At 67.5% G+C, this 20,122-nt stretch carries 19 protein-coding genes; 9 read left to right on the forward strand and 10 right to left on the reverse strand.

Annotated features, from left to right (window positions below):
- Positions 1-16 precede the first annotated feature (16 nt).
- The 4 genes from J2126_RS22775 to J2126_RS22790 form a co-directional block, all read right to left on the reverse strand.
- Positions 17-733 (reverse strand): amino acid ABC transporter ATP-binding protein, encoded by a 717-nt coding sequence (locus J2126_RS22775; protein WP_209490487.1) that lies wholly within the window; start codon positions 731-733, stop codon positions 17-19.
- 74 nt (positions 734-807) lie between these two features.
- Positions 808-2,217: an amino acid ABC transporter permease gene (locus J2126_RS22780; RefSeq protein ID WP_209489065.1), complete on the reverse strand. Its 1,410-nt coding sequence runs from the start codon at positions 2,215-2,217 to the stop codon at positions 808-810.
- A gap of 1 nt (position 2,218) precedes the next feature.
- Positions 2,219-3,514, reverse strand: a complete 1,296-nt coding sequence (locus J2126_RS22785) for an amino acid ABC transporter permease (protein ID WP_209489066.1) — start codon at positions 3,512-3,514, stop codon at positions 2,219-2,221.
- Positions 3,515-3,639: 125 nt separating this feature from the next.
- Complete coding sequence (locus J2126_RS22790) at positions 3,640-4,650, reverse strand: amino acid ABC transporter substrate-binding protein (RefSeq protein WP_209489067.1); 1,011 nt, start codon at positions 4,648-4,650, stop codon at positions 3,640-3,642.
- 176 nt (positions 4,651-4,826) lie between these two features.
- On the opposite strand from J2126_RS22790, the gene metC reads away from it, so the two are divergent.
- Both metC and J2126_RS22800 read left to right on the forward strand, forming a co-directional pair.
- Complete coding sequence (gene metC, locus J2126_RS22795; RefSeq protein ID WP_209489068.1) at positions 4,827-6,041, forward strand: cystathionine beta-lyase; 1,215 nt, start codon at positions 4,827-4,829, stop codon at positions 6,039-6,041.
- Positions 6,042-6,118: 77 nt separating this feature from the next.
- The gene (locus J2126_RS22800) at positions 6,119-6,313 is read left to right on the forward strand and encodes a hypothetical protein (RefSeq protein WP_209489069.1); all 195 of its coding nucleotides are present in this window, start codon (positions 6,119-6,121) and stop codon (positions 6,311-6,313) included.
- A gap of 13 nt (positions 6,314-6,326) precedes the next feature.
- Here J2126_RS22800 and panC read toward each other — a convergent pair whose 3' ends face one another.
- Positions 6,327-7,172, reverse strand: a complete 846-nt coding sequence (gene panC / locus J2126_RS22805) for a pantoate--beta-alanine ligase (protein WP_209489070.1) — start codon at positions 7,170-7,172, stop codon at positions 6,327-6,329.
- A gap of 149 nt (positions 7,173-7,321) precedes the next feature.
- Here panC and J2126_RS22810 point away from each other — a divergent pair, with 149 nt between their 5' ends.
- Both J2126_RS22810 and J2126_RS22815 read left to right on the forward strand, forming a co-directional pair.
- The gene (locus tag J2126_RS22810) at positions 7,322-8,056 is read left to right on the forward strand and encodes a VWA domain-containing protein (protein ID WP_209489071.1); all 735 of its coding nucleotides are present in this window, start codon (positions 7,322-7,324) and stop codon (positions 8,054-8,056) included.
- 70 nt (positions 8,057-8,126) lie between these two features.
- A complete protein-coding gene (locus J2126_RS22815) occupies positions 8,127-8,846 on the forward strand; it encodes a molecular chaperone DnaJ (protein ID WP_209489072.1) in 720 nt (239 codons plus the stop codon).
- A gap of 15 nt (positions 8,847-8,861) precedes the next feature.
- Here the strand turns inward: J2126_RS22815 and J2126_RS22820 are convergent, their stop codons facing one another.
- On the reverse strand, positions 8,862-10,898 hold the full coding sequence (locus tag J2126_RS22820; protein WP_209489073.1) for a D-alanyl-D-alanine carboxypeptidase: 2,037 nt from the start codon (positions 10,896-10,898) through the stop codon (positions 8,862-8,864).
- A 294-nt stretch (positions 10,899-11,192) separates the two neighbouring features.
- On the opposite strand from J2126_RS22820, the gene J2126_RS22825 reads away from it, so the two are divergent.
- From J2126_RS22825 to clpA, 3 genes are all read left to right on the forward strand, one after another.
- On the forward strand, positions 11,193-11,525 hold the full coding sequence (locus J2126_RS22825) for a phasin family protein (protein ID WP_209489074.1): 333 nt from the start codon (positions 11,193-11,195) through the stop codon (positions 11,523-11,525).
- A gap of 538 nt (positions 11,526-12,063) precedes the next feature.
- Positions 12,064-12,390, forward strand: coding sequence for an ATP-dependent Clp protease adapter ClpS (clpS, locus tag J2126_RS22830; protein ID WP_209490489.1), 327 nt, complete (start codon positions 12,064-12,066; stop codon positions 12,388-12,390).
- 245 nt (positions 12,391-12,635) lie between these two features.
- Positions 12,636-15,086 carry an ATP-dependent Clp protease ATP-binding subunit ClpA gene (clpA, locus tag J2126_RS22835; RefSeq protein WP_209489075.1) on the forward strand — a complete coding sequence of 817 codons (2,451 nt, stop codon included), beginning with the start codon at positions 12,636-12,638 and terminating at the stop codon, positions 15,084-15,086.
- Positions 15,087-15,282: 196 nt separating this feature from the next.
- Here the strand turns inward: clpA and J2126_RS22840 are convergent, their stop codons facing one another.
- Positions 15,283-15,789, reverse strand: a complete 507-nt coding sequence (locus J2126_RS22840; protein ID WP_209489076.1) for a sterol desaturase family protein — start codon at positions 15,787-15,789, stop codon at positions 15,283-15,285.
- 144 nt (positions 15,790-15,933) lie between these two features.
- Between J2126_RS22840 and J2126_RS22845 the strand changes: the two genes are divergently transcribed.
- Both J2126_RS22845 and J2126_RS25525 read left to right on the forward strand, forming a co-directional pair.
- The gene (locus J2126_RS22845; protein ID WP_209489077.1) at positions 15,934-16,314 is read left to right on the forward strand and encodes a 4a-hydroxytetrahydrobiopterin dehydratase; all 381 of its coding nucleotides are present in this window, start codon (positions 15,934-15,936) and stop codon (positions 16,312-16,314) included.
- Positions 16,315-16,356: 42 nt separating this feature from the next.
- Entirely contained in the window at positions 16,357-17,409 is a 1,053-nt protein-coding gene (locus J2126_RS25525; protein WP_209489078.1) for an aminotransferase class III-fold pyridoxal phosphate-dependent enzyme, read from the forward strand.
- Between the two features lie 6 nt (positions 17,410-17,415).
- Here J2126_RS25525 and J2126_RS22855 read toward each other — a convergent pair whose 3' ends face one another.
- From J2126_RS22855 to J2126_RS22865, 3 genes are read right to left on the reverse strand one after another with little or no spacing between them, the layout of a single operon-like run.
- Positions 17,416-18,135: a (5-formylfuran-3-yl)methyl phosphate synthase gene (locus J2126_RS22855; protein ID WP_209489079.1), complete on the reverse strand. Its 720-nt coding sequence runs from the start codon at positions 18,133-18,135 to the stop codon at positions 17,416-17,418.
- A complete protein-coding gene (locus J2126_RS22860) occupies positions 18,132-18,701 on the reverse strand; it encodes a DUF447 domain-containing protein (RefSeq protein ID WP_209489080.1) in 570 nt (189 codons plus the stop codon). The genes J2126_RS22855 and J2126_RS22860 overlap by 4 nt, the downstream gene beginning before the upstream one ends.
- Entirely contained in the window at positions 18,698-20,119 is a 1,422-nt protein-coding gene (locus tag J2126_RS22865; RefSeq protein WP_209489081.1) for a DUF6513 domain-containing protein, read from the reverse strand. Before J2126_RS22865 ends, J2126_RS22860 begins: the two co-directional genes overlap by 4 nt.
- Positions 20,120-20,122 lie beyond the last annotated feature (3 nt).

Consider the following 20,122-nt stretch of genomic DNA (forward strand, 5'->3'; position numbering starts at 1 on the left):
GACGTTCTTCGGCGCCTCAATGCAGGATCTGGCTGAGGAACAGCTTGGTCCGCTCGTGCTGCGGGTTGGAGAAGAAGGCGTTGGGCTCGTTCATCTCCACGATCTGCCCCGCATCCATGAAGATCACCCGGTTCGCCACCTGACGCGCGAAGCCCATTTCATGGGTCACGCACAGCATGGTCATGCCGTCCTGGGCGAGCGAGACCATGGTGTCGAGCACCTCCTTCACCATCTCGGGATCGAGGGCCGAGGTGGGCTCGTCGAACAGCATGATGCGCGGCCGCATGCAGAGCGCGCGGGCGATGGCGACGCGCTGCTGCTGGCCGCCGGAGAGCTGGCCGGGATATTTGTGGGCCTGGTGCGGGATTTTCACCTTCTCGAGGAAGTGCATGGCCAGTTCCTCGGCCTCCTTCTTCGGCATCTTGCGCACCCACATGGGGGCAAGCGTGCAGTTCTCGAGGATGGTGAGGTGCGGGAACAGGTTGAAGTGCTGGAAGCACATGCCCACCTCGCGGCGCACCTCGTCGATGCGCTTGAGGTCGTCGGTCAGCTCGATGCCATCCACCACGATGCGGCCCTTCTGGTGCTCCTCCAGACGGTTGATGCAGCGGATGAGGGTGGACTTGCCGGAGCCGGACGGCCCGCAGATGACGAGGCGCTCGCCCCGCTCCACGGTCAGGTTCACGTCACGCAGGACGTGGAAGTCGCCGTACCATTTGTTCACGCCGGTCATCTCGACGGCGATCTTGGGGGCGGTCGCCTCGTCGGCGGCGATGATGGGATCTGCGCTCACGTGTGTTGCCCCTCTCAGTGCCGGTGAGCCCGGTCGAGGCGCTTCTCCAGCGCCATCGAATACCGGGACATGCCGAAGCAGAAGACGAAGTAGATGATGCCGGCGAAGCCGAAGCCGGTGAACAGGGTGGTGGGCGAGGCCCAGTTGGGATCGGTGAAGGCCGCGCGCATGGAACCGAGCAGGTCGAAGATCGAGACGATCAGCACCAGCGTCGTATCCTTGAACAGGCCGATGAAGTTGTTGACGATGCCCGGGATCACCAGCTTGAGCGCCTGCGGCAGCACGACGAGGCGCATCATGAGCCCCGAGCGCAGTCCCACAGCCATGGCGCCCTCATACTGGCCCTTGGGGATCGCCTGCAGGCCGCCGCGCACCACCTCTGCCATATAGGCCGAGGCGAACAAGGCGACGCCCACCAGCGCCCGCAGCAGCCCGTCGATGGTGAAGCGGCCGGGCAGGAACAGGGGCAGCATGTAGGTGGCGAAGAACAGCACCGTGATGAGCGGCACGCCGCGCCAGAACTCGATGAAGATGATGCACAGCCACTTCACCAGTGGCAGGCGCGAGCGCCGGCCCAGCGCCAGCAGGATGCCGAACGGGAGGGAAACGGTGATGCCGGTGACGGCGATCACCAGCGTCACCAGAAGTCCGCCCCACAGGCGCGTCTCGACCTGGGGCAGCCCCACGTCGATGTCCACCGCCAGCAGCACCACCGCCAGCACGCCGAGGATGCTCAGCGTGGTCTTCGCCGACGAGCGCCCACCCTCCGGCCCCGCGAGGACGCGGGAGATTCCGTAGGCGATGGCGGTCAGGAGCACGGTGGAAAGGGCATAGTCGATCCAGAAGCCGGTCCTCAGCCCCTGCGGGCCACCGAGGGCGGAAAAGTTGACGCCGAGCCAGCCGAGCACGAAGCGCTGGAGATCGAGGTTGCCGCCGGTGAGCAGCACGAAGGCGACCACCGGATAGGCGCCGAAGAAGAGGATCGCGTTGAGCCGCTTGTACGGCACGCTCTGGATCAGCAGCGGCAGCAGCAGAAGGGCGCCGAGCCAGTAGACCACATTCACCCGCCAGCGCTCGCTGGCCGGATAGAAGCCGTAGATGAGCTGGTCGAGCTTGGCCCAGATGAAGGGCCAGCAGGCGCCCACCGGACGGCCGAGCTTCTCGGCGAGGCAGGCGTCGCGGTTGGTGCCGGTCCACACCGCATCGATCAGGAAGAATTTGATCAGCGGCGGCACGGTGACATAGAGCAGCCACAGGCCGAACAGCGTCAGCAGCACCTGGGGCACGGAGCCGAACAGGTGCTGGCGCGCCCACAGGATGGGCCCACGGGTCGCGACCGGAGCCGGCTGGGGCTCGTGGAACGCCGTCGAGACGAAGGGTGTCGCGGGCGTGATGGAGGGGCGGGGGGCGGAGATGTCCGTCATGTCACCGCTCCACCAGCGCGACGCGCTTGTTGTACCAGCCCATGATCGCCGAGGTGACGATGGAGATGGTGAGATAGACCGCCATGATGATGGCGATGATCTCGATGGCCTGTCCGGTCTGGTTCAGCGTTGTGCCCGCGAACACCGCGAACAGGTCGGGATAGCCCACCGCGACGCCAAGCGAGGAGTTCTTGGTGAGGTTGAGATACTGGCTGGTGAGCGGCGGCACGATCACCCGCATGGCCTGAGGGATGATGACGAGGCGCAGCGTCGGCCCATTGCGCAGGCCCAGCGAATGGGCCGCCTCGCTCTGGCCCTTCGACACCGCCAGGATGCCCGAGCGCACGATCTCGGCGATGAAGCCGCCGGTGTAGATGGAGAGCGCCAGCAGCAGCGACACGAATTCGGGGATGACGCGCAGGCCGCCAGCGAAGTTGAAGCCACGCAGTTCCGGCTTCTCCACACTCACCGGAAAGCCCATCGCGGCGGAGGCGAGGAGGGGCAGCACGATGATAAGGCCGAGGGAGGTCCAGAAGACGGGGAAGAAACGACCCGTCGCCTCCCGCCGCTTCTTTGCCCAACGTGCGAGCAGGAAGCTCAAGACGAAGGCGGCGATGAGGGCGTAGAGGATGGCCATGGAGCCGTCCTCGAAGATCGGGCGCGGCACCACGAGGCCGCGATTGTTGATGAACACCCCCGGGGCGGCGAGGGTGGCCGCATAGGCCGAGAGCGGGGCGCCGAGGAAGCCGAGGCCGATGGAGGACAGGCCCGAGCCGATGGCGCCGAGCAGCGGCTGGAGGCCGAAGCCCCAGCTCTGGCGTGGACCCGGCAGGGTGGCCAGCACGGCGAGGTACCAGAACATGATCTGGAACAGCGGCGGCAGGTTGCGCGTGATCTCCACATAAGCGGAGGCCAGCGCCTTGATGACCACATTCTTCGACAGCCGGGCCACGCCCATCAGGAAGCCGATGAGGGTCGCGAGGATGACACCGAGGAAGGCCACCAGCAGGGTGTTGAGCAGGCCCACCAGGAAGGCGCGGCCGTAGGACATGGATTCGTTGTAGGGGACCAGCGACTGGCTGATGGCGAAGCCGGCGCGGTTGTCGAGGAAGCCGAAGCCTGAGGCGATGCCGAGCCGGGTCAGGTTGGACTGGGCATTGGAATAGAACGACCACAGCAGCCAGACGAGGATGATCGCGACGGTGATCTGGATCACCTGCGACCGCAGCTTTGGATCCGTCCAGGACCAGCGACGGCCCGTCGGCCGCGGCGGCGCGGCAGGGCTGACTTCAGACATGAAACCCCCGAAAGCTCAGGCCTTTGGCCTGTGTTATTGGTGACGGAGGGCACGATGGCCGCGTCCTCCGTCCCGTTTCAAGCCCAGCTCTCAGGCAAGGCGCGGGCCAACGGCCCGGGTCAGCCTCAGCGCACCGGCGGACCGTACTGGATGCCGCCCTTGGTCCAGAGGTTGTTCAGGCCGCGTTCGATGCCGAGCGGCGTGGCGGGGCCGACGTTGCGGTCGTAGATCTCGCCGTAATTGCCGGTGGCCTTGAGGATGCGCACCACCCAGTCGGGGGTGAGGCCGATGCCCTCGCCATATTTGCCGTCGGTGCCGAGCAGGCGCTTGATGTCCGGGTTCTCGGACTTCACCTGCTCGTCCACGTTCTTCTGGGTGATGCCCAGCTCTTCGGAGTTGAGCAGCGCAAAGTAGGTCCACTTCACGAGGTCGAACCACTGGTCGTCGCCATGGCGGACCAGCGGGCCGAGGGGCTCCTTGGAGATGGTCTCGGGCAGGAGGACATGGTCGGCCGGGTTGGTGAGCTTCAGGCGCACCGCGGCGAGCTGGGACTTGTCCGAGGTGAACACGTCGCAGCGGCCGGATTCATAGGCCTTCACCGTCTCGTCGAGGGTCGCGAAGGCGATGACCTCGCGATACTTCATGTTGTTGGCGCGGAAATAGTCGCCGACATTCAGCTCGTTGGAGGTGCCCGTCTGCACGCAGATGGAGGCTTCCTGCAGCTCCTTTGCGGACTTCAGGCCGACCGACTTGCGGATGAGGAAGCCCTGGCCGTCGTAATACATGACGCCGGCGAAGTTGAAGCCCAGCGTGGTGTCGCGCGACATGGTCCAGGTGGTGTTGCGCGACAGCACGTCGATGGCGCCGGAGGTCAGCGCGGTGAAGCGGTCCTTGGCGGAGAGGGGGGTGAACTTCACCTTCGACGGGTCGTTGAAGATGGCGGCGGCGATGGCCCGGCAGAAGTCGACGTCGAGCCCGCTCCATTCATTCTTGTCATTGGGGCTGGAGAAGCCGGGCAGGCCCTGGGTCACGCCGCAGTTGAGGGCGCCTCTCGCCTTCACGTCGTCGAGGGTCGCGGCCTGCACGGCGCCAGCCAGCGACAGAAGTCCTGCTGCTGCGAAGAGGAGTCGTTTCACGGAAGGTTCCTTTTTTCGCGATGTCGGCCCTTCCGCCGCCGCTCCTGCCGCTGTCCGGCACGAGATGGCTCGACGGACGGATCAAGGCCGTCTATCCCGCCCATCACAACCCCTCACAGCGGAGCGGTCAATAGCGGCCGGCCGGTCGCAAGCTACCGTGACCACAGGAGACATGCATGTCGGACGCAAGCAGGGATGACCAAGGGGCACACGGAGCGTCAGGCGCGACCCTGGGCGCGGCTACGACGATCGTCCATGCCGGCCGCGATCCCCGCCGCTTCGACGGATTCGTGAACACCCCGGTGGTGCGCGGCTCGACCGTGCTTTATCCGAACTATGATGACCTGATCCACCATCGCGCCCGCTACACCTATGGTCGTCACGGCAATCCCACCAGCGAAAGCCTGCAGGTGGCGCTCACCGCGCTGGAGGGGGGCGACGGCGTGGTGCTCACCCCCTCCGGCCTGTCGGCGGTGACGACGGCGCTGCTCGCGGTGGCCGGCAGCGGCGATCACGTCCTCGTGGTGGACAGCGTATACCGGCCGACCCGCAACTTCTGCGACGGACTCTTCGCCCGCCTCGGCGTCGAGACCACCTATTACGATCCCCTGATCGGCGCCGGGATCGAGGCGCTGATCCGCCCGAATACCACGGCCATCTTCCTGGAGGCGCCCGGCTCCCAGAGCTTCGAGATGCAGGACGTGCCGGCCATTGTCGCGGTGGCGAAGGCGCGCGGCATCACCACCCTGATCGACAACACCTGGGCGACGCCGGTCTTCTTCAAGCCCCATGCCTTCGGCGTGGACATCTCGATCCAGTCGGGCACCAAATACATCTGCGGCCATGCGGACGTGAGCATCGGCACCATCTCCGCCGTGGGAGACGCGCTCCGCAAGGTGCGCGCCACCTATAGCGCGCTGGGCATCACGGTCGGTCCCGACGACATCGCGCTCGCCGCCCGCGGGCTCAGGACGCTGGCCGTGCGCCTCGCCCAGCACCAGAAGGCGGGGCTGGAGATGGCGGAGTGGCTTGCTGCGCGGCCGGAAGTGTCGCGCGTGCTGCATCCGGCGCTGCCGTCCGATCCCGGCCACGCCATCTGGAAGCGCGACTTCTGCGGCGCCAGCGGCCTGTTCAGCCTCATCCTGAAGCCGGTGCCCGAGGCGGCGGTCGCGGCCTTCTTCGATGCGCTCACATTGTTCGGAATGGGCTATTCGTGGGGCGGCTACGAGAGCCTCGCCATCCCGTTCGACTGCAAGGACTACCGCACCGCGACGCCGTGGCAGGTGGAAGGGCCGGCCGTGCGCATCCACATCGGGCTGGAAGACACGGCCGATCTCAAGGCCGACCTCGACCGCGCCTTCGCCCGCATGCGCGAAGTGGCCGGCGGCTAGCCGCCTTCGGAATCGAGGAAACCTGAGGCGCGGGCGAGCGTTGTCCTGACGAGACACAACATCGTCAGGAGGCCGTAATGCAGGACCCGAACGAAGTCCGCGAGGACGTGGAATTCCATCGCACCGATGGCCGCACGAGGGATGGCGCGCCGGTAAAGCCCGCGGTCCAGGCGCGGCAGGGGGTCACCTCGGGCCGCGTGCTGATGATCCTGTCCGTGGGCCTCGCGCTGGTCGTGATCGGCTTTGCCGCGAGCTACATGGGCGCGGTTTAGGCGCGCCCGTAACTCACACCGGAATGTTGTCGATCAGCCGCGTTTCGCCCAGCCATGCCGCGGCGAGCAAGCGGATCGGCTCCTTGGCGTCCTTCAGCGGCGCCAGGGTCTCCGCGTGGCGGGCCGCGACGTAATCCACCCTGAGGCCGAGCGCTGAGATCATTCCGGAAGCCGTGTCTACGGCCGCCTGAGGATCGGTTCCCCCGCGAATCTGTTCAGCGGCGCGGGTGAGGGCGGCATAGATCACCGGGGCAACCTTGCGCTGCTCCTCGTCCAGATAGGCGTTGCGGGAGGAGAGGGCGAGCCCGTCCGCCTCGCGGATCGTCGGGACGGGCACGACCTCCACCCCGAGATCGAGATCCTTCGACAGCCGGGTCACCACCTTGAGCTGCTGGTAGTCCTTCTCGCCGAACATGGCGTAGTCCGGCGCGCACTGGATGAAAAGCTTGCCTACCACCGTGGCGACGCCGCCGAAGAAATGCGGCCGGAAATCGGTCTCAAGCCCTTCGGACGGCCCGCCGACGGCGATGCGGGTGGCGAATCCCGCCGGATACATCTCCGTCGCGGTGGGCGCATAGACGAGATCGACGCCGACGTCCGCCAGCCTGTTGAGGTCCGCCTCAAGCGCGCGGGGGTATTTGTCGAAATCCTCGTGCGGGGCGAACTGGGCCGGGTTGACGAAGATCGACACCACGGTTCGTCCGGCGAGTTCCCGTGCCTTTTCCGCCAGCGCCATGTGGCCCACGTGCAGAGCGCCCATGGTGGGAACCAGCGCCACCTTGGAGCCCTCGGCGCGGAAGCCCGCCACCGCCGCCCGCAGGTCGCGCACGCGGCCCACAACCTTCGGCAAAGTCGCCATCATCCCATCCCCTCGCCACGGCGCACGGCCGCTTGGGGGGTGCAGATAGGCCCTGCGCCGCCCGGCATCAAGCCATAGTCCGTCGCGGGGCGGGCAGGGGCCTTGGTGGGGCGGCCGTTGGAGCTTATGTGTGAGACGGAGAGGATCGGATGGCCACGCGCGACGACAGCAAGGGAAAACTGGCGGAAACCCGGGCGGCAGCATCCGTGCCCGTTTCCGGCGCCGGCGAGGTTGAGGCGTTTCTCGCGGCGGCCCGCAACATGCCCCCGGCCCGACCGGTGGACGGACGGGGCCGGCTGTCCTTCGCCCTCGATGCCACCGGCTCTCGACAGCCCATCTGGGCGCTTGCCTGCGATATCCAGGCCGACATGTTCGCCTCTGCAGCCGCCCACGGCGGCCTTGATATGCAGATCGTCTATTACCGGGGCCAGGACGAGTGCCGCGCCTCCCCCTTCGTGCGCGATGCCGCGACGCTGGGCGGCATGATGCGCCGCATCTCCTGCATGGGCGGCCTCACCCAGATCAACCGCGTCCTTGGCCATCTCGGCAAGGAGGCGGAACGCTCTGGGCTGAGGGCCGCCGTGTTCGTCGGCGACGCGGTGGAGGAGGATCCGGCGGCGCTGAAGGAGGCGGCCGGGCAGCTCGCACTGCGCGGCGTGAAGCTGTTCATGTTCCAGGAGGGGCACGACGCTCGCGTGGAGGATGTCTTTCGCGGCCTGGCGCAGGTCACCGGTGGTGCCTGGTGCCGGTTCGATCCCTCCGCCGCCGGCGAGCTGAGGCAGTTGCTTGCGGCCGTGGCGGCCTATGCGGCCGGCGGGCAGCGTGCCCTGACCTCCCGCCGCGACGATGGCGCCCGGCGCCTGATCGCGGCCATGGGCCGTTGACGGCGGTGGACCTTCACCCCTTAACGCATCCCGCCGGCGCAACAGCGCGGCGATCGCTCCGGAGTTTTGCGTGATTACCCTTGTTGCCGGTGCGTTGCTGCTGCTGATCGGACTCTATGGCCTCTCGGTCTGGACCAAGGCCGACCCCAAGGTGCTGATCGCGACGATGATGCGGACGCTGGCCTATGCGGCGCTGCTCGGCGCCGCCGGGGCACTGGTGACGGGGCGGATCGGCATCGCGCTTCCGCTCGGCGCCGCCGGCATTGCGCTTCTGGGACGGCTCGACCCTCAGGGGATCGGCGGCTATCTCGGCGGGCTGTTCAAGCGCCGCAGCGCGCCGAAGACCTCGGGTGTCCGCACGGCGATGTTCGAGATGGAACTGGACCACGCCACCGGCGACATGGGCGGTACGATCCTCGCCGGTGCCCATGCGGGGCGGCGTCTGGAGGAGATGGACATCCCCTCCCTTGTGGCGCTGCGCCCGCAGTGCGATGCGCAGTCGCTCGCTTTACTCGAAGCTTATCTCGACCGCCGGGCGCCCGCCTGGCGTGAGGACGCACAGGGATACGCGGGTGCGGGGGATGTGGGCGGCGGCGGTGGCCTGGACGCTGCGATGTCCGAGGAGGAAGCCTATCAGGTCCTTGGCCTTCAGCCGGGCGCGGGCGCGGAGGCTGTCCGCGCGGCGCACCGATCCCTCATGAAAAAGCTCCACCCCGATCACGGGGGAAGCGACTATCTCGCGTCGAGGATCAACCGAGCGAAGGACGTGATCTTGCGCAAGCATCGCTGATTCTCTGGCAGGACTTCAGTTCCTGATAGGCATGCAGTCGAAATCGTTACGCTTGAGTAAACGGCAAGCTTCCTTCGCCGACTTCTCGTCAAAGCCGGCGAACCGGGCGCGGTAGAGTTCGGACGAACCCTTGGACACCTTCTCGGTGTAGGGATCGGCGCCGGTCAGCGCGGACTTCACGCGGGCACGCGCGGCGTCGAGCTTGCTGCGGGCCTCGCGCTCGCCGTCGAACGCGCCGATCTGGATGCTCCATCCGGCTTTGGCCGAGGCGGGGGCATGGCTGCGCTGGGAAGGCGCCGGAGCGGCTGTGGGCTGCGGGACCGCCACAGGAGCGAGGGACGCGGTGCGCACCGGCCTTGCGGGCTGCGGGGCGGCTTGTGCGCGGGCGGCATTGTCCACGACACCTTCGCGCGCGGAGCGCAGGGCGCGGGCGTAGGGATCGTCCGGCTCCATGGCGGCGATGCGCGCGGCCCGCATCGCCTGCTCGGCGGCGGCATCGGGCGCGCCGAGCCTCGAGGTGTCCTTGCCGGCCGGGGTCGCAGCCGCAGCCTCGGCGCGGGCGGCAACCTGCTGGGGCTTCACATGGGCGCGGCCTTCGGCAGCGGCGGTCGCGGCAGCGGCGGCCGGCGACTGGGCGAGGCTCGACGGTCCGAGATAGCCGAGCATGCCGGCGGGGGCGGCCGTGAACTGGGTGGTGGTAGCGACCTGCATGGGGGCCGGGGCAGGCGCTGCGGCGACGCTGGCGGCGGTGGGCTTCTGGATCGCCACCGTCTTCACGGCGACCGGCTTGATGGGCTCGGCGGAGCCGGGCTTGACCTCGGGCCGCGCCTGCGGGAGCGGGACGCTCGGGGCGGCGGCCACCACGACGGCGTTGGCGCTGCGCGCGCCGGGCTTTGCCGAGATGGAGGCGGTGCTCGCCGGCTCCGCATTGGCCTCCACCACCACCGGCTTCGGCAGCGGCGCCACGGCATGGGGCTGGATTTCGTCGCGGGCGGCCGCGATCGGCATGGGTGCGCTGAAGCTGCCCGGCTTGCCGATGGAGAAGGCGTTGTCGGCCACCTCCGTGATCTTCGGAGCGACGCGGCCGCCGGCATAGGCGGTGGGCAGGTTCTTGCTGATGAGGCTGCTCATCCGCGCATCACGGGAGCCGCCGCTGGAGCCGCCGAGGACGACGCCGACGAGATAGCGGCCGTCGCGCTTCACGGACGTCACCAGATTGTAGCCCGAGGCATTGGTGTAGCCGGTCTTGATGCCATCCACGCCCTCGATCCGGCCCAGCAGCCGGTTGTGGTTCCCGATGGCCTGGCCCTTATAATAGAAGGTCCGAGTGGCGAAGTATTTGTATTGCTTCGGGAAACGGTCCTGGATCGCGCGGCCGAGGATCGACAGGTCGCGCGCGGTGGTCACCTGGTTCACGTTCGGCAGGCCGGAGGCGTTGCGATAGACCGTGCGGCTCATGCCCAGCGCGCGGGCCTTCTCGGTCATCGCCTCGGCGAAGGCGGATTCAGAGCCGGCGAGATTTTCAGCGATCACCACCGCCACGTCGTTGGCCGAGCGGGTGACCAGCGACTTGATGGCGTCCTCCACCTCGATGGTCTGGCCGGGCCTGACGCCCAGCTTGGATGGCTGCTGTGACGCCGCCTTCGCGGATACCTCCAACTTGCTGTCAAGGCGAAGGTTTCCGGCCTCCAGCTGCTCGAACAGGAGGTAAAGCGTCATAATCTTGGTGACTGAGGCAGGATGTCGCAGGGCGTCCGAATTTTCTTCGTACAGCACCTTGCCGGTATTCCCGTCCACGATGATCGCAGCCGAGCCGTAGCGCCAGCGTCCGCCATCGGGATCGGCGGCAGCGGTCGTCTTGGTATTCGAGGACGGCTTGGCCTTGGATGCGGACTTCGACGTCGACTTGGACGAAGACTTCGCGCTGCGCTCCACCTGTGTCTTCTTGCGCGGCTTCGCGTCGGCCACGGTGGCGGTCAGTGAGAAGGCCGCGAGCACTGCAAGTGCAAGGGCTTTCGAGCAATGTGGCAGACCGCCGCGAGCGTAACGCATGTACTTTTGTCCCGTGTCGCTGGTCGCAGAAGCCGCCCCTCTTCCGAAACACCGATGTGACAGGGAAGCCTTGTGGCAGGCTTGTGCGTCGCACCGGAGGTCCAGGGAAGCGACCAGTGCCTGACCCTAAAAACGCGGAGTTACCAAGGCGTAAACCGGGCGCCCTTGCCATATTGTGCGCTGCACAAAATCACTTGACTTTCGTTGTGCAGTGCATAATATCCACAACTGAGCGGAGGCATAATCCACTCGACGCAATGCCAGCGCGTTTGCTGGCGCGAAAGGGGACACCCAATGGTTCAGAGCGCTGAAGAGCTCCAGAAGATGAGCAAGGACAACATCGAAGCCGCCGTGAAGAGCTTCGGCACGCTTTCCAAGAGCGCCCAGGCGATCGCGGTGGAAATCGCCGATTACACCAAGGCTTCTTTCGAGCAGGGCAGCGCTGCCCTCGAGAAGCTGCTCGGCGCCAAGACCCTTGAGCAGGCCATCGAGATCCAGCAGTCCTACCTCAAGACTGCCTACGAGGGCGCCGTCGCCCAGGCGACCAAGCTCGGCGAGCTCTACACGGAGCTGGCGAAGGAGGGCTACAAGCCCTTCGAGACCTCTTTCGGCAAGTTCGGCCGCTGAGGCTGGACGCCAAGGCCTTTGGCCTGAGGTTTGGCCCACAGGCGCGCCAGGCGCGCCGGGGCCTTGATGATGCCGCGAGGCCAGCCCCTAGGGGGCGGCCTCACGGTTCCGCGCCGGGGGCTCGTTTCGCGTCGCGCCCCGGCGCCCTCCTTTTGATGGTGCGGCCGCAAGGCCATCCCCGCCCGGCCCGTGCCGGGCATTTTGCGTTCAGGGGCATCGAAGGCGGCACGATCCACACACCTGTTGCGTTCAGGCGTCCGCCAAAGCGCCGCAGGCCGGAATTGTTCCGCTGACCTTGCGCCACGCGCCGTTCCTCCCGACATAAAGGCGGCAGTTACCTGACCGGTGACGCGTGCGCAGCGGTACTGGCGCAGCGGCACCTATTTTTCTATTATTGCCAGCCGTGAGGGGCTGCGCCGAGGCTCCGGGCTGCCGCCGGAGATCGCGGTAGGGCGCGAGGAACATGAAGCACTTTATTCAGTCGTCTCAGCCGGCGCATTCCGCCTCAACGGCGCCCGACCTCGTGCCGACCCGCGCCATGGCGGGCGAGCCGCCGCGCAAGGGCGACGGGCCGGGCACATCCGTCATTACCCGCACCAAGCCGCAGACCAAGCGGCCGAGCCTTTATCGCGTGCTGCTGCTGAATGACGACTACACGCCGATGGAGTTCGTGGTCCATGTGCTCGAACGGTTCTTCAGCAAGAACCGCGACGAGGCGAACCGCATCATGCTCCATGTCCATCACCATGGCGTGGGTGAATGCGGCGTTTTCACCTACGAGGTCGCCGAGACCAAGGTGACGCAGGTGATGGATTTCGCCCGCAAGCATCAGCATCCGCTTCAGTGCGTGATGGAAAAGAAGTGAGCCGCATCCGGCGGCGTTCAAATTTCCCGCAGAAAAAATAATGGTCTCGGCGCCCGAGCCAAAGCTCGGGTGGGTGGGCCGTTCGCGCGCCGTCAAGTGAAATCGGCGCCGGGCGAAAGCGCATTCCTGTCCGCGGGGGACTTGCGCACTGCGGCATCCAGTACGAAGTTTGTGTGAATGGTGCACGTGCTCCGGATCTGGGGGAAGATTCCGAAAGTCCGGAGCGACGCGCGAAAGAGGTGTCGATGCCCACATTCTCACGAAGCCTCGAACAGTCGCTCCATCGCGCTCTGGCCCTCGCGAACGAACGCCACCACGAGTACGCGACTCTCGAGCATCTGCTTCTGTCCCTCGTCGACGATCAGGATGCGGCCGCCGTCATGCGCGCCTGCAACGTCGACATGGAGAAGCTCCGCCGCAATCTCATCGAATATGTCGACACCGAGCTGGAGAATCTCGTCCAGTCCGGCTCTGACGATTCCAAGCCCACGGCCGGTTTCCAGCGCGTCATCCAGCGCGCCGTCATTCATGTCCAGTCCTCTGGCCGCGAGGAGGTGACGGGGGCCAACGTACTCGTCGCCATCTTCGCCGAGCGCGAGAGCCATGCCGCCTATTTCCTGCAGGAGCAGGACATGACGCGGTACGACGCCGTCAACTACATCTCCCACGGCATCGCCAAGCGCTCCGGCATGTCCGAGAGCCGGCCCGTGCGCGGCGCCGACGAGGAGACCGAGACCAAGTCCGGCGACGACAAGCAGAAGAAGGCCGACGCGCTCGACGCCTACTGCATCAACCTCAACAAGAAGGCCCATGAGGGCAAGATCGACCCCCTCATCGGCCGCGACAGCGAGATCACCCGCACCATCCAGGTGCTCTGCCGCCGGCAGAAGAACAACCCGCTGTTCGTGGGCGATCCGGGCGTCGGCAAGACCGCCATCGCCGAGGGCCTCGCCAAGCGCATCAATGACGGCGACGTGCCGGACGTCCTCGCCACCGCCACCGTTTTCGCCCTCGACATGGGCGCGCTGCTCGCCGGCACCCGCTATCGCGGCGACTTCGAGGAGCGCCTCAAGCAGGTGGTGAAGGAGATCGAGGCCTATCCCAACGCGATCATGTTCATCGACGAGATCCACACGGTCATCGGTGCCGGTGCGACTTCGGGCGGGGCCATGGATGCGTCCAACCTTTTGAAGCCGGCGCTGGCCTCGGGGTCGCTGCGCTGCATGGGCTCGACCACCTACAAGGAATACCGCCAGTATTTCGAGAAGGATCGCGCCCTCGTCCGCCGCTTCCAGAAGATCGACGTGGCCGAGCCGACCGTGCCCGACGCCATCGAGATCCTGAAGGGGCTGAAGCCTTACTTCGAGGACTACCACAAGCTGCGCTACACCAACGACGCCATCAAGGCAGCGGTGGAGCTGTCGGCCCGCTACATCCATGACCGCAAGCTGCCGGACAAGGCGATCGACGTGATCGACGAGTCGGGCGCGGCCCAGATGCTGCTGCCCGAGGCCAAGCGCAAGAAGACCATCGGCCTCAAGGAGATCGAGGCGACCATCGCGACCATGGCGCGGATTCCGCCAAAGACCGTCTCCAAGGACGACGCTGAGGTGCTGGCAAACCTGCAGACGACCCTCAAGCGGGTGGTCTACGGGCAGAACAAGGCGATCGAAGCGCTCTCCGCCTCCATCAAGCTGGCCCGTGCCGGCCTGCGCGAGCCGGAGAAGCCCATCGGCTGCTACCTGTTCTCCGGCCCCACCGGCGTCGGCAAGACGGAAGTGGCCAAGCAACTCGCCTCGATCCTGGGCGTGCAGCTCCTGCGCTTCGACATGTCGGAATATATGGAGCGCCACACCGTGAGCCGCCTCATCGGCGCGCCTCCCGGCTATGTGGGCTTCGACCAGGGCGGCCTGCTGACCGACGGCGTGGATCAGAACCCGCACTGCGTGCTGCTGCTGGACGAGATCGAGAAGGCCCATCCGGACCTCTTCAACATCCTCCTGCAGGTGATGGACCACGGGAAGCTGACTGACCACAACGGCAAGCAGATCGACTTCCGCAACGTGATCCTCATCATGACCACGAACGCCGGTGCCGCCGATCTCGCCAAGGCCGCCTACGGCTTCACCCGCAGCAAGCGCGAGGGCGACGATTCGGAGGCCATCAATCGGACCTTCGCGCCGGAGTTCCGCAACCGCCTCGACGCGGTGATCCCGTTCGGCCACCTTCCGACCGAGGTCATCACCCAGGTGGTGGAAAAGTTCGTGCTCCAGCTGGAGGCGCAGCTCGCCGACCGCAGCGTCACCATCGAGCTCTCCGACGAGGCGGGCGCGTGGCTGGTGGATCGCGGATACGACGAGCAGATGGGGGCGCGGCCCATGGCCCGCGTCATCCAGGAGTTCATCAAGACTCCGCTGGCGGACCTCGTGCTGTTCGGTGCGCTCAAGAACGGCGGCCATGTGCGCGTGGTGGTGGAGGGCGAGGGCAAGGAATCGAAGCTCGGCTTCGAATTCCCCGAAGGCCCCGTCACCCCCAAGCCGGAAAAGATCGTCCCGGCCCCCGCCAAGCGCCGCAAGCCCGCGGCCAAGGCGAAGGCCCGGCCCACCCCCAAGGGCAAGGGCCCGAAGGGCGGGCCGGCCGGCGGCTCAGGCCGCTCCGGAAGCCCGGTGCCCAAGCTGCCGCTGGTCAAGGCCTGAGCGCGCCGTCGGGCTACCGTCATCCCCCGGCTTGTCCGGGGGATCCACGGGTCGGCCACGCTGGTTCTCAGGTGACCATGCATCCGAACTGCGACGGAGTGGATGCCCCGGACAAGCTTGGGCATGACAGCGCAAATAGCAAAAGAGGCGGTCCCATGGGCCGCCTCTTTTCGTTTCAGGATCAGGAATTGCGCGGCTATTCCGCGGGCTCGCTGTTCTTGAGGCTGCCGCCGTGCAGCTTCTTCAGCTTGGCCTTCAGCGCGGCCGGCGGCGGCGCGTAGATGAAGCCGAAGGACACACAGCCCTCCTTGCCCTCCACCGCATGATGCAGCCGGTGCGCCTGCACCAAGCGCTTGAGATAGCCGTTGCGTGGCACGTAGCGGAACGGCCAGCGCTGATGCGTGATGCCGTCGTGGACGAAGAAATAGAGGAAGCCGTAGACGGTCATCCCCACGCCCACCCACAGCAGCGGCCCACCGTTGCGATAGAAATAGATGAGCAGGATGGCGATGCCGGCGAACACGACGGCGTAGAGGTCGTTGCGCTCGAACAGGCCCTCGCGCGGCTCGTGGTGCGATTTGTGCCAGCCCCAGCCCCAGCCGTGCATCACATATTTGTGGGCCGCCCACGCCACGCCTTCCATGGCGGCGACGGTGAGGAGCACGATCGACGTGTTGACGAGAAAGGCGAGCGTGTTCGACATGGTTCTCCATCCGCTGCGACAGTGCGGGTTACGTCGCCGGCCTGTCGCGGGCCTCGTCCTTATACAGCATCACCCGCCCCATGGCGCACTGTGCGAGATCAACTCGATGAACGGCGGCCGCTTGGGTCGTCTTCGGAGCCCACCATGAGCATTGACCGCAAGAAGACATTTCCGCCGGAAGAGGTGATTGCCCACCTCGCCGCCGAGCTGCCGCACTGGCGCTACGAGGACGGCTGGATCAAGCGCACCTACAAGACCAACAGCTGGAAGGGCACGCTGATGGTTATCAACACCGTCGGCCATCTGGCGGAGGCGGCCTGGCACCATCCCGACCTCACCGCCTCCTACGCCTGGGTCGAGGTGCGCCTGCAGTCCCACGACGCCAAGGGCATCACGGTGCGCGATCTCGCGCTGGCGAAGAAGATCGAGGAGGTGGTGCAGTGGCAGCCCGGTGCGGCGGAAGACTCGCCGCTGGAAGGTACGCCGCAGCACGATCTGCGCTTTTCCTACATCAAGTACGACTGATCCCGGCGCGCTCCTTGCTTCGGGTGGGGCATGGAGGCGCGTGTGTCCGTAACCACCCCAGACGCTGACGGCATCGAAGCGCCGCCCGACGACTCCGCCGCCGTTTTGGCGCCGGTGCTCGATTTCTCGGGCGCCGTCCGCTTTGATCCCGCGCGCATCATGGAAGGAGAGGTGGGTGAAGGGGAGGGCGCTCCCGCCTCCGCCAGATGTGCCGCCCTCCTGACGGATCATTCCTTCGGCGATGTCGCCCGCTTCTTTCCCGATCGCCCGACGGCGTGGCGCGCGGCGGTCGAGACCATCCGTCTCCACCACCGCACGACGGGACGGCCCAAGCGGCGGGAGATTATTGTCGTCTCCGACAATCCGCGTCTCCCGCTGGCGCCGGATGCGGGCGTGCGGCGCATCCCGGAGGAGGAAGCCGCCATCGAAGCCGCCATGGGGCCGCAGGTAGCGGCGCTGCTGCTCTCGCCTGCCTCCATCGACGCCGGCCTGCGCTTCCTGCCGGGATCCATCCTCGCGACGGCGCGCCAGATGGCGGATGAGTATGGCGTGGTGCTGCTGTTCGACGAGACCGATGCCGGCCTCGGCCGCACCGGCATGGCCTTCGCCCACGAGTGGCGCGGCGTGGCGCCGGACGTGATGGTGATCGGCGATCTGTCGGGCGGTGCCGAGGACGGGGAGGGCTCCTCCGCGCTGGTGCTCGGCGCGCGTCTGGCCCGCAGCCTGCCCTCCGGCCTGCCGCTACTGGATGAGGATGCAACCGCAGGTCTGCTGTCCGTCCTCGCGGCCGCCTTCGCCCCCGGCTTCGAGGCACGGGTGCAGGAACTGGGCTGGAAACTGGAGGATCGGCTTGCCACCCTGCGCTGGCGCCGTCCGGACCTGTTCTCGGATACAGCGGGCACCGGCCTCGTTCAGGGGCTGGTGTGTGCAGGGCCCGCCCCACCTCTGGCGGAGGCTCTGGCCGGGCAGGGGCTTCTCGTCCGGCCCGTAGGCAACGTCCTTGCCCTGCTGCCGCCGCTGACCGTGACCGAGACGGAGATTGCAGCGGCGGGCGACATCCTCGACGCGGTGGCGGCCACACTCACGCCCGCCTGAGCGGCCTCAGGCGAGGACCCGCCCCGCCAGCGCCTCACGCACGGCGGCTAGGCGGAGCGGATCGAGCGCGCTCGTCCGCCCCTCGGCGCAGAGCGCGCCGCGGAAGCCGAGATAGTGCGGCCGGAGCGCCGCCAGCGGGGCGATATCGGCGACCTTCAGCGAGCCCGCGAGGCCGGTGAGGAGCCTTTCGGCCCGCGCGGTCGCGACGAAACGGGCCAGGGTCTCCACGCCCATGTGAGCGAGAAGCCCGCCGGCCGCTTTGTCCGCCGTGTCCAGCATCACGCCATGGAAGCCGGCGGCGGCGAACAGCGGCACCACGGCGAAGTCGGGGGCCTGATCGGCGAAGAGGACGGCGATCAGGCGCGTCTCGCGGGCGAGGGGGCGAAGGGCGTCGAGCACCGGCGGCAGGCGGGCGCCATCGCCGAAGGCGAAGCCGATCTTCACCAGCGGTACGCCGGTTGCGGCGGTGCGCTCGGCGGCGGCGCGCAGAAGGTCCGGGTCGAGCGGGTGGTCGCCGACCGTGGCACTGAGGCTGCCGGGCGCGCCGGCCGCGCGCCACAGGGCCACCGCCTCGCTCAGCGCGTCCGGCGCCCATGCGCCCAGCGCGCCCTCGGCGGGGTTCTTGAGATCGACGATATCGACGCCCGCGCTCAAGGCCACGCGCATCTCGTCGAGGGTCGCCACGGAAGCCAGAAGGCCCGGACGGGTCGGAACGTGCGCCGTCATGAGGCGGCCCGCGCGCGGTGATCGGCGATGGTCTCGCACAGCCAGTCCCACGCCTCGCGCTCGGCCGGGCCAGCGGTCTTGTCGATGGCGATGGAGAGGTAGTTCATCTCCCGGTCCACGCGGTCCGGGTCCATCATGTGCAGGCGCGAGACGAGGATGGCGCCTTCCAGTACCGCCGCCACGGCCCGGTTCAGGCCGAGGAAGGACGCATGGGTCTCGCGGTGTATGGTGCGGCAGAAGAAGCGCGGGCGGGTGGGGTCGTCCTCCATGCGCACCACTTCCACCTCGTCATGGGCGAGGCAGTCGGCAAGGCGCGCAGCGCCGGGGATGCGGGTGGCGGGAACGGTGGGCCAGGAGCGGTGCCGGCCGGTGATGCAGCCGGCAAAGATGCGGGCGTCGTCGGAGAAGTTCACCACGCAGCTCTTCGCCGCCGCCAGATTGTCCAGCGTGCGGGAGGGGCGGAAGGGCTGGAGCAGATAGCCGCCTTCCACCACGCTCGCGCCCATGGGGGCGATGTGCGCCTCCCCGGCGGGCGAGACGGTGGTGACGATGGTCTCCCGGATCACGCGCTGTCGCCTTTCTTCTTTGCGGCAGAAAGCGTCGAGCCCGCTTCCTTGAATGTCAACCGATGGGCCTCCTCGGCGCTGCCGCCGGTCTCTCCCGCGACGCCCCATTTCAGCGGCTCGTCCTGCGCATAGCGCTTGCCGAGGTGGTGGGCGATCTCCGCCCGCGCCGTCTCCACGCCGAGATAGAAGGCGTGCGCGCCGTCGTCCTCCACCTTGAGATGGGGGAAGAGGGCGAAGGGGTCCGCCGCCACATGGTGGCCGTCGCGGTTGTAGACGTGGATGCCCTCTTGCGTCACCTCGATGCGGAAGTTGCGGTCGGCCACCGTCGAGGCGAGCCGCGCAACCTCCTCCGGCGTGGTGGAAAAGGGGCGCCGGTCGCGCAGCGCCATCAGCCCGCCGCCGAAGCCCTGGGGCAGGGCGCCCGCCTCCCGCGCGGCGTAATATTCCCGTCGCGCGCGATCGAACTCGCGCACCGCCGTGCGGCAATGGGGGCTGACCTGCACCGCGAGCACGGCATTGAGCCGCAGCTCGGAGATGATGCCCATCAGCAGCGCGTTCATGCCGGTGGTGTCGGCGTCGGTCAGTTCGGTGACGTTGCCGATGCCCATCAGGATGGGAATGTCCGGCTTCAGTCGCCGCAGCTCCGCATAGCGCACGAGCGATGCCGTGAAGCCCAGATGGATGGGATCGAGGATCGGATCGGCGAGGAAGGGCCGGCCAGACGCCTCGCAGGCCTCGATGGCGCGGAGGAGTGAGGCGAGATCGCCGGCCTGCGCCGGCACCAGCACAGGCACGGCGGGGCCTTCATCCGCGATGGCGAGATTGGTCTCGTTGAGGCTGAGGAGATAGTCCGCACCCGCGCGGGTGCCGCGACGCAGTTCCTCCGGGTCGAAGCTGTCCACGCTCACCTTGAAGCCCTCCGCCTTGAGGGCGGCAATGGCCTCCTCCAGATGCGGGAAGGGCTGGTCCGGCAGGGCGCCGAGGTCGATCACGTCCGCGCCCTCGCCCCTCAGGAAGCGGGCGCGTTCCAGCAGTTGGGGAATGGTGAGGCGGGTCGCGTCCACGAGCTCGGCGAACAGCGTCACGTCGTGGCGGTCCAGGGGCACGTTGCGGCCCTTGCCCCGGCCGAAATAGGCCGGCAGGTCCGCCGCCTCGTCAGGCCCGCGCTCGAACGGGAGCCCGAAGCGGACGGCGAGGCGTTCAAGGTCGCCGCGGAAGCGGCCGGGCATCAGCACCTTGTCCGTGCCCTCGGGAAGCTTGAGGCGCCGCTCCACGATCTCCGCCGTCATCAGCGCCGCGACCTTGACGCCGATGTTCACCACCACCGGCTCCAGCGTCCCGTCCGCCAGTTCCTCGGCGATGCGGCGGATGCGGGGCTCGGCCAGCGAGCCGGTGACAAGGGCGACGCGCTCGGCCATGGC

Source organism: Xanthobacter flavus (assembly GCF_017875275.1).
GTDB classification, from domain to species: domain Bacteria; phylum Pseudomonadota; class Alphaproteobacteria; order Rhizobiales; family Xanthobacteraceae; genus Xanthobacter; species Xanthobacter flavus_A.

Bases quoted from the DNA above. Each gene is read 5' to 3' on its own strand.
- J2126_RS22775 (WP_209490487.1), bottom strand. From the start codon at position 733: ATGACCGGCGTGAACAAATGGTACGGCGACTTCCACGTCCTGCGTGAC.
- J2126_RS22780 (WP_209489065.1), bottom strand. From the start codon at position 2,217: ATGACGGACATCTCCGCCCCCCGCCCCTCCATCACGCCCGCGACACCC.
- J2126_RS22785 (WP_209489066.1), bottom strand. From the start codon at position 3,514: ATGTCTGAAGTCAGCCCTGCCGCGCCGCCGCGGCCGACGGGCCGTCGC.
- metC (WP_209489068.1), top strand. From the start codon at position 4,827: ATGTCGGACGCAAGCAGGGATGACCAAGGGGCACACGGAGCGTCAGGC.
- J2126_RS22800 (WP_209489069.1), top strand. From the start codon at position 6,119: ATGCAGGACCCGAACGAAGTCCGCGAGGACGTGGAATTCCATCGCACC.
- panC (WP_209489070.1), bottom strand. From the start codon at position 7,172: ATGGCGACTTTGCCGAAGGTTGTGGGCCGCGTGCGCGACCTGCGGGCG.
- J2126_RS22810 (WP_209489071.1), top strand. From the start codon at position 7,322: ATGGCCACGCGCGACGACAGCAAGGGAAAACTGGCGGAAACCCGGGCG.
- J2126_RS22820 (WP_209489073.1), bottom strand. From the start codon at position 10,898: ATGCGTTACGCTCGCGGCGGTCTGCCACATTGCTCGAAAGCCCTTGCA.
- J2126_RS22825 (WP_209489074.1), top strand. From the start codon at position 11,193: ATGGTTCAGAGCGCTGAAGAGCTCCAGAAGATGAGCAAGGACAACATC.
- clpS (WP_209490489.1), top strand. From the start codon at position 12,064: ATGGCGGGCGAGCCGCCGCGCAAGGGCGACGGGCCGGGCACATCCGTC.
- clpA (WP_209489075.1), top strand. From the start codon at position 12,636: ATGCCCACATTCTCACGAAGCCTCGAACAGTCGCTCCATCGCGCTCTG.
- J2126_RS22840 (WP_209489076.1), bottom strand. From the start codon at position 15,789: ATGTCGAACACGCTCGCCTTTCTCGTCAACACGTCGATCGTGCTCCTC.
- J2126_RS22845 (WP_209489077.1), top strand. From the start codon at position 15,934: ATGAGCATTGACCGCAAGAAGACATTTCCGCCGGAAGAGGTGATTGCC.
- J2126_RS22855 (WP_209489079.1), bottom strand. From the start codon at position 18,135: ATGACGGCGCACGTTCCGACCCGTCCGGGCCTTCTGGCTTCCGTGGCG.
- J2126_RS22865 (WP_209489081.1), bottom strand. From the start codon at position 20,119: ATGGCCGAGCGCGTCGCCCTTGTCACCGGCTCGCTGGCCGAGCCCCGC.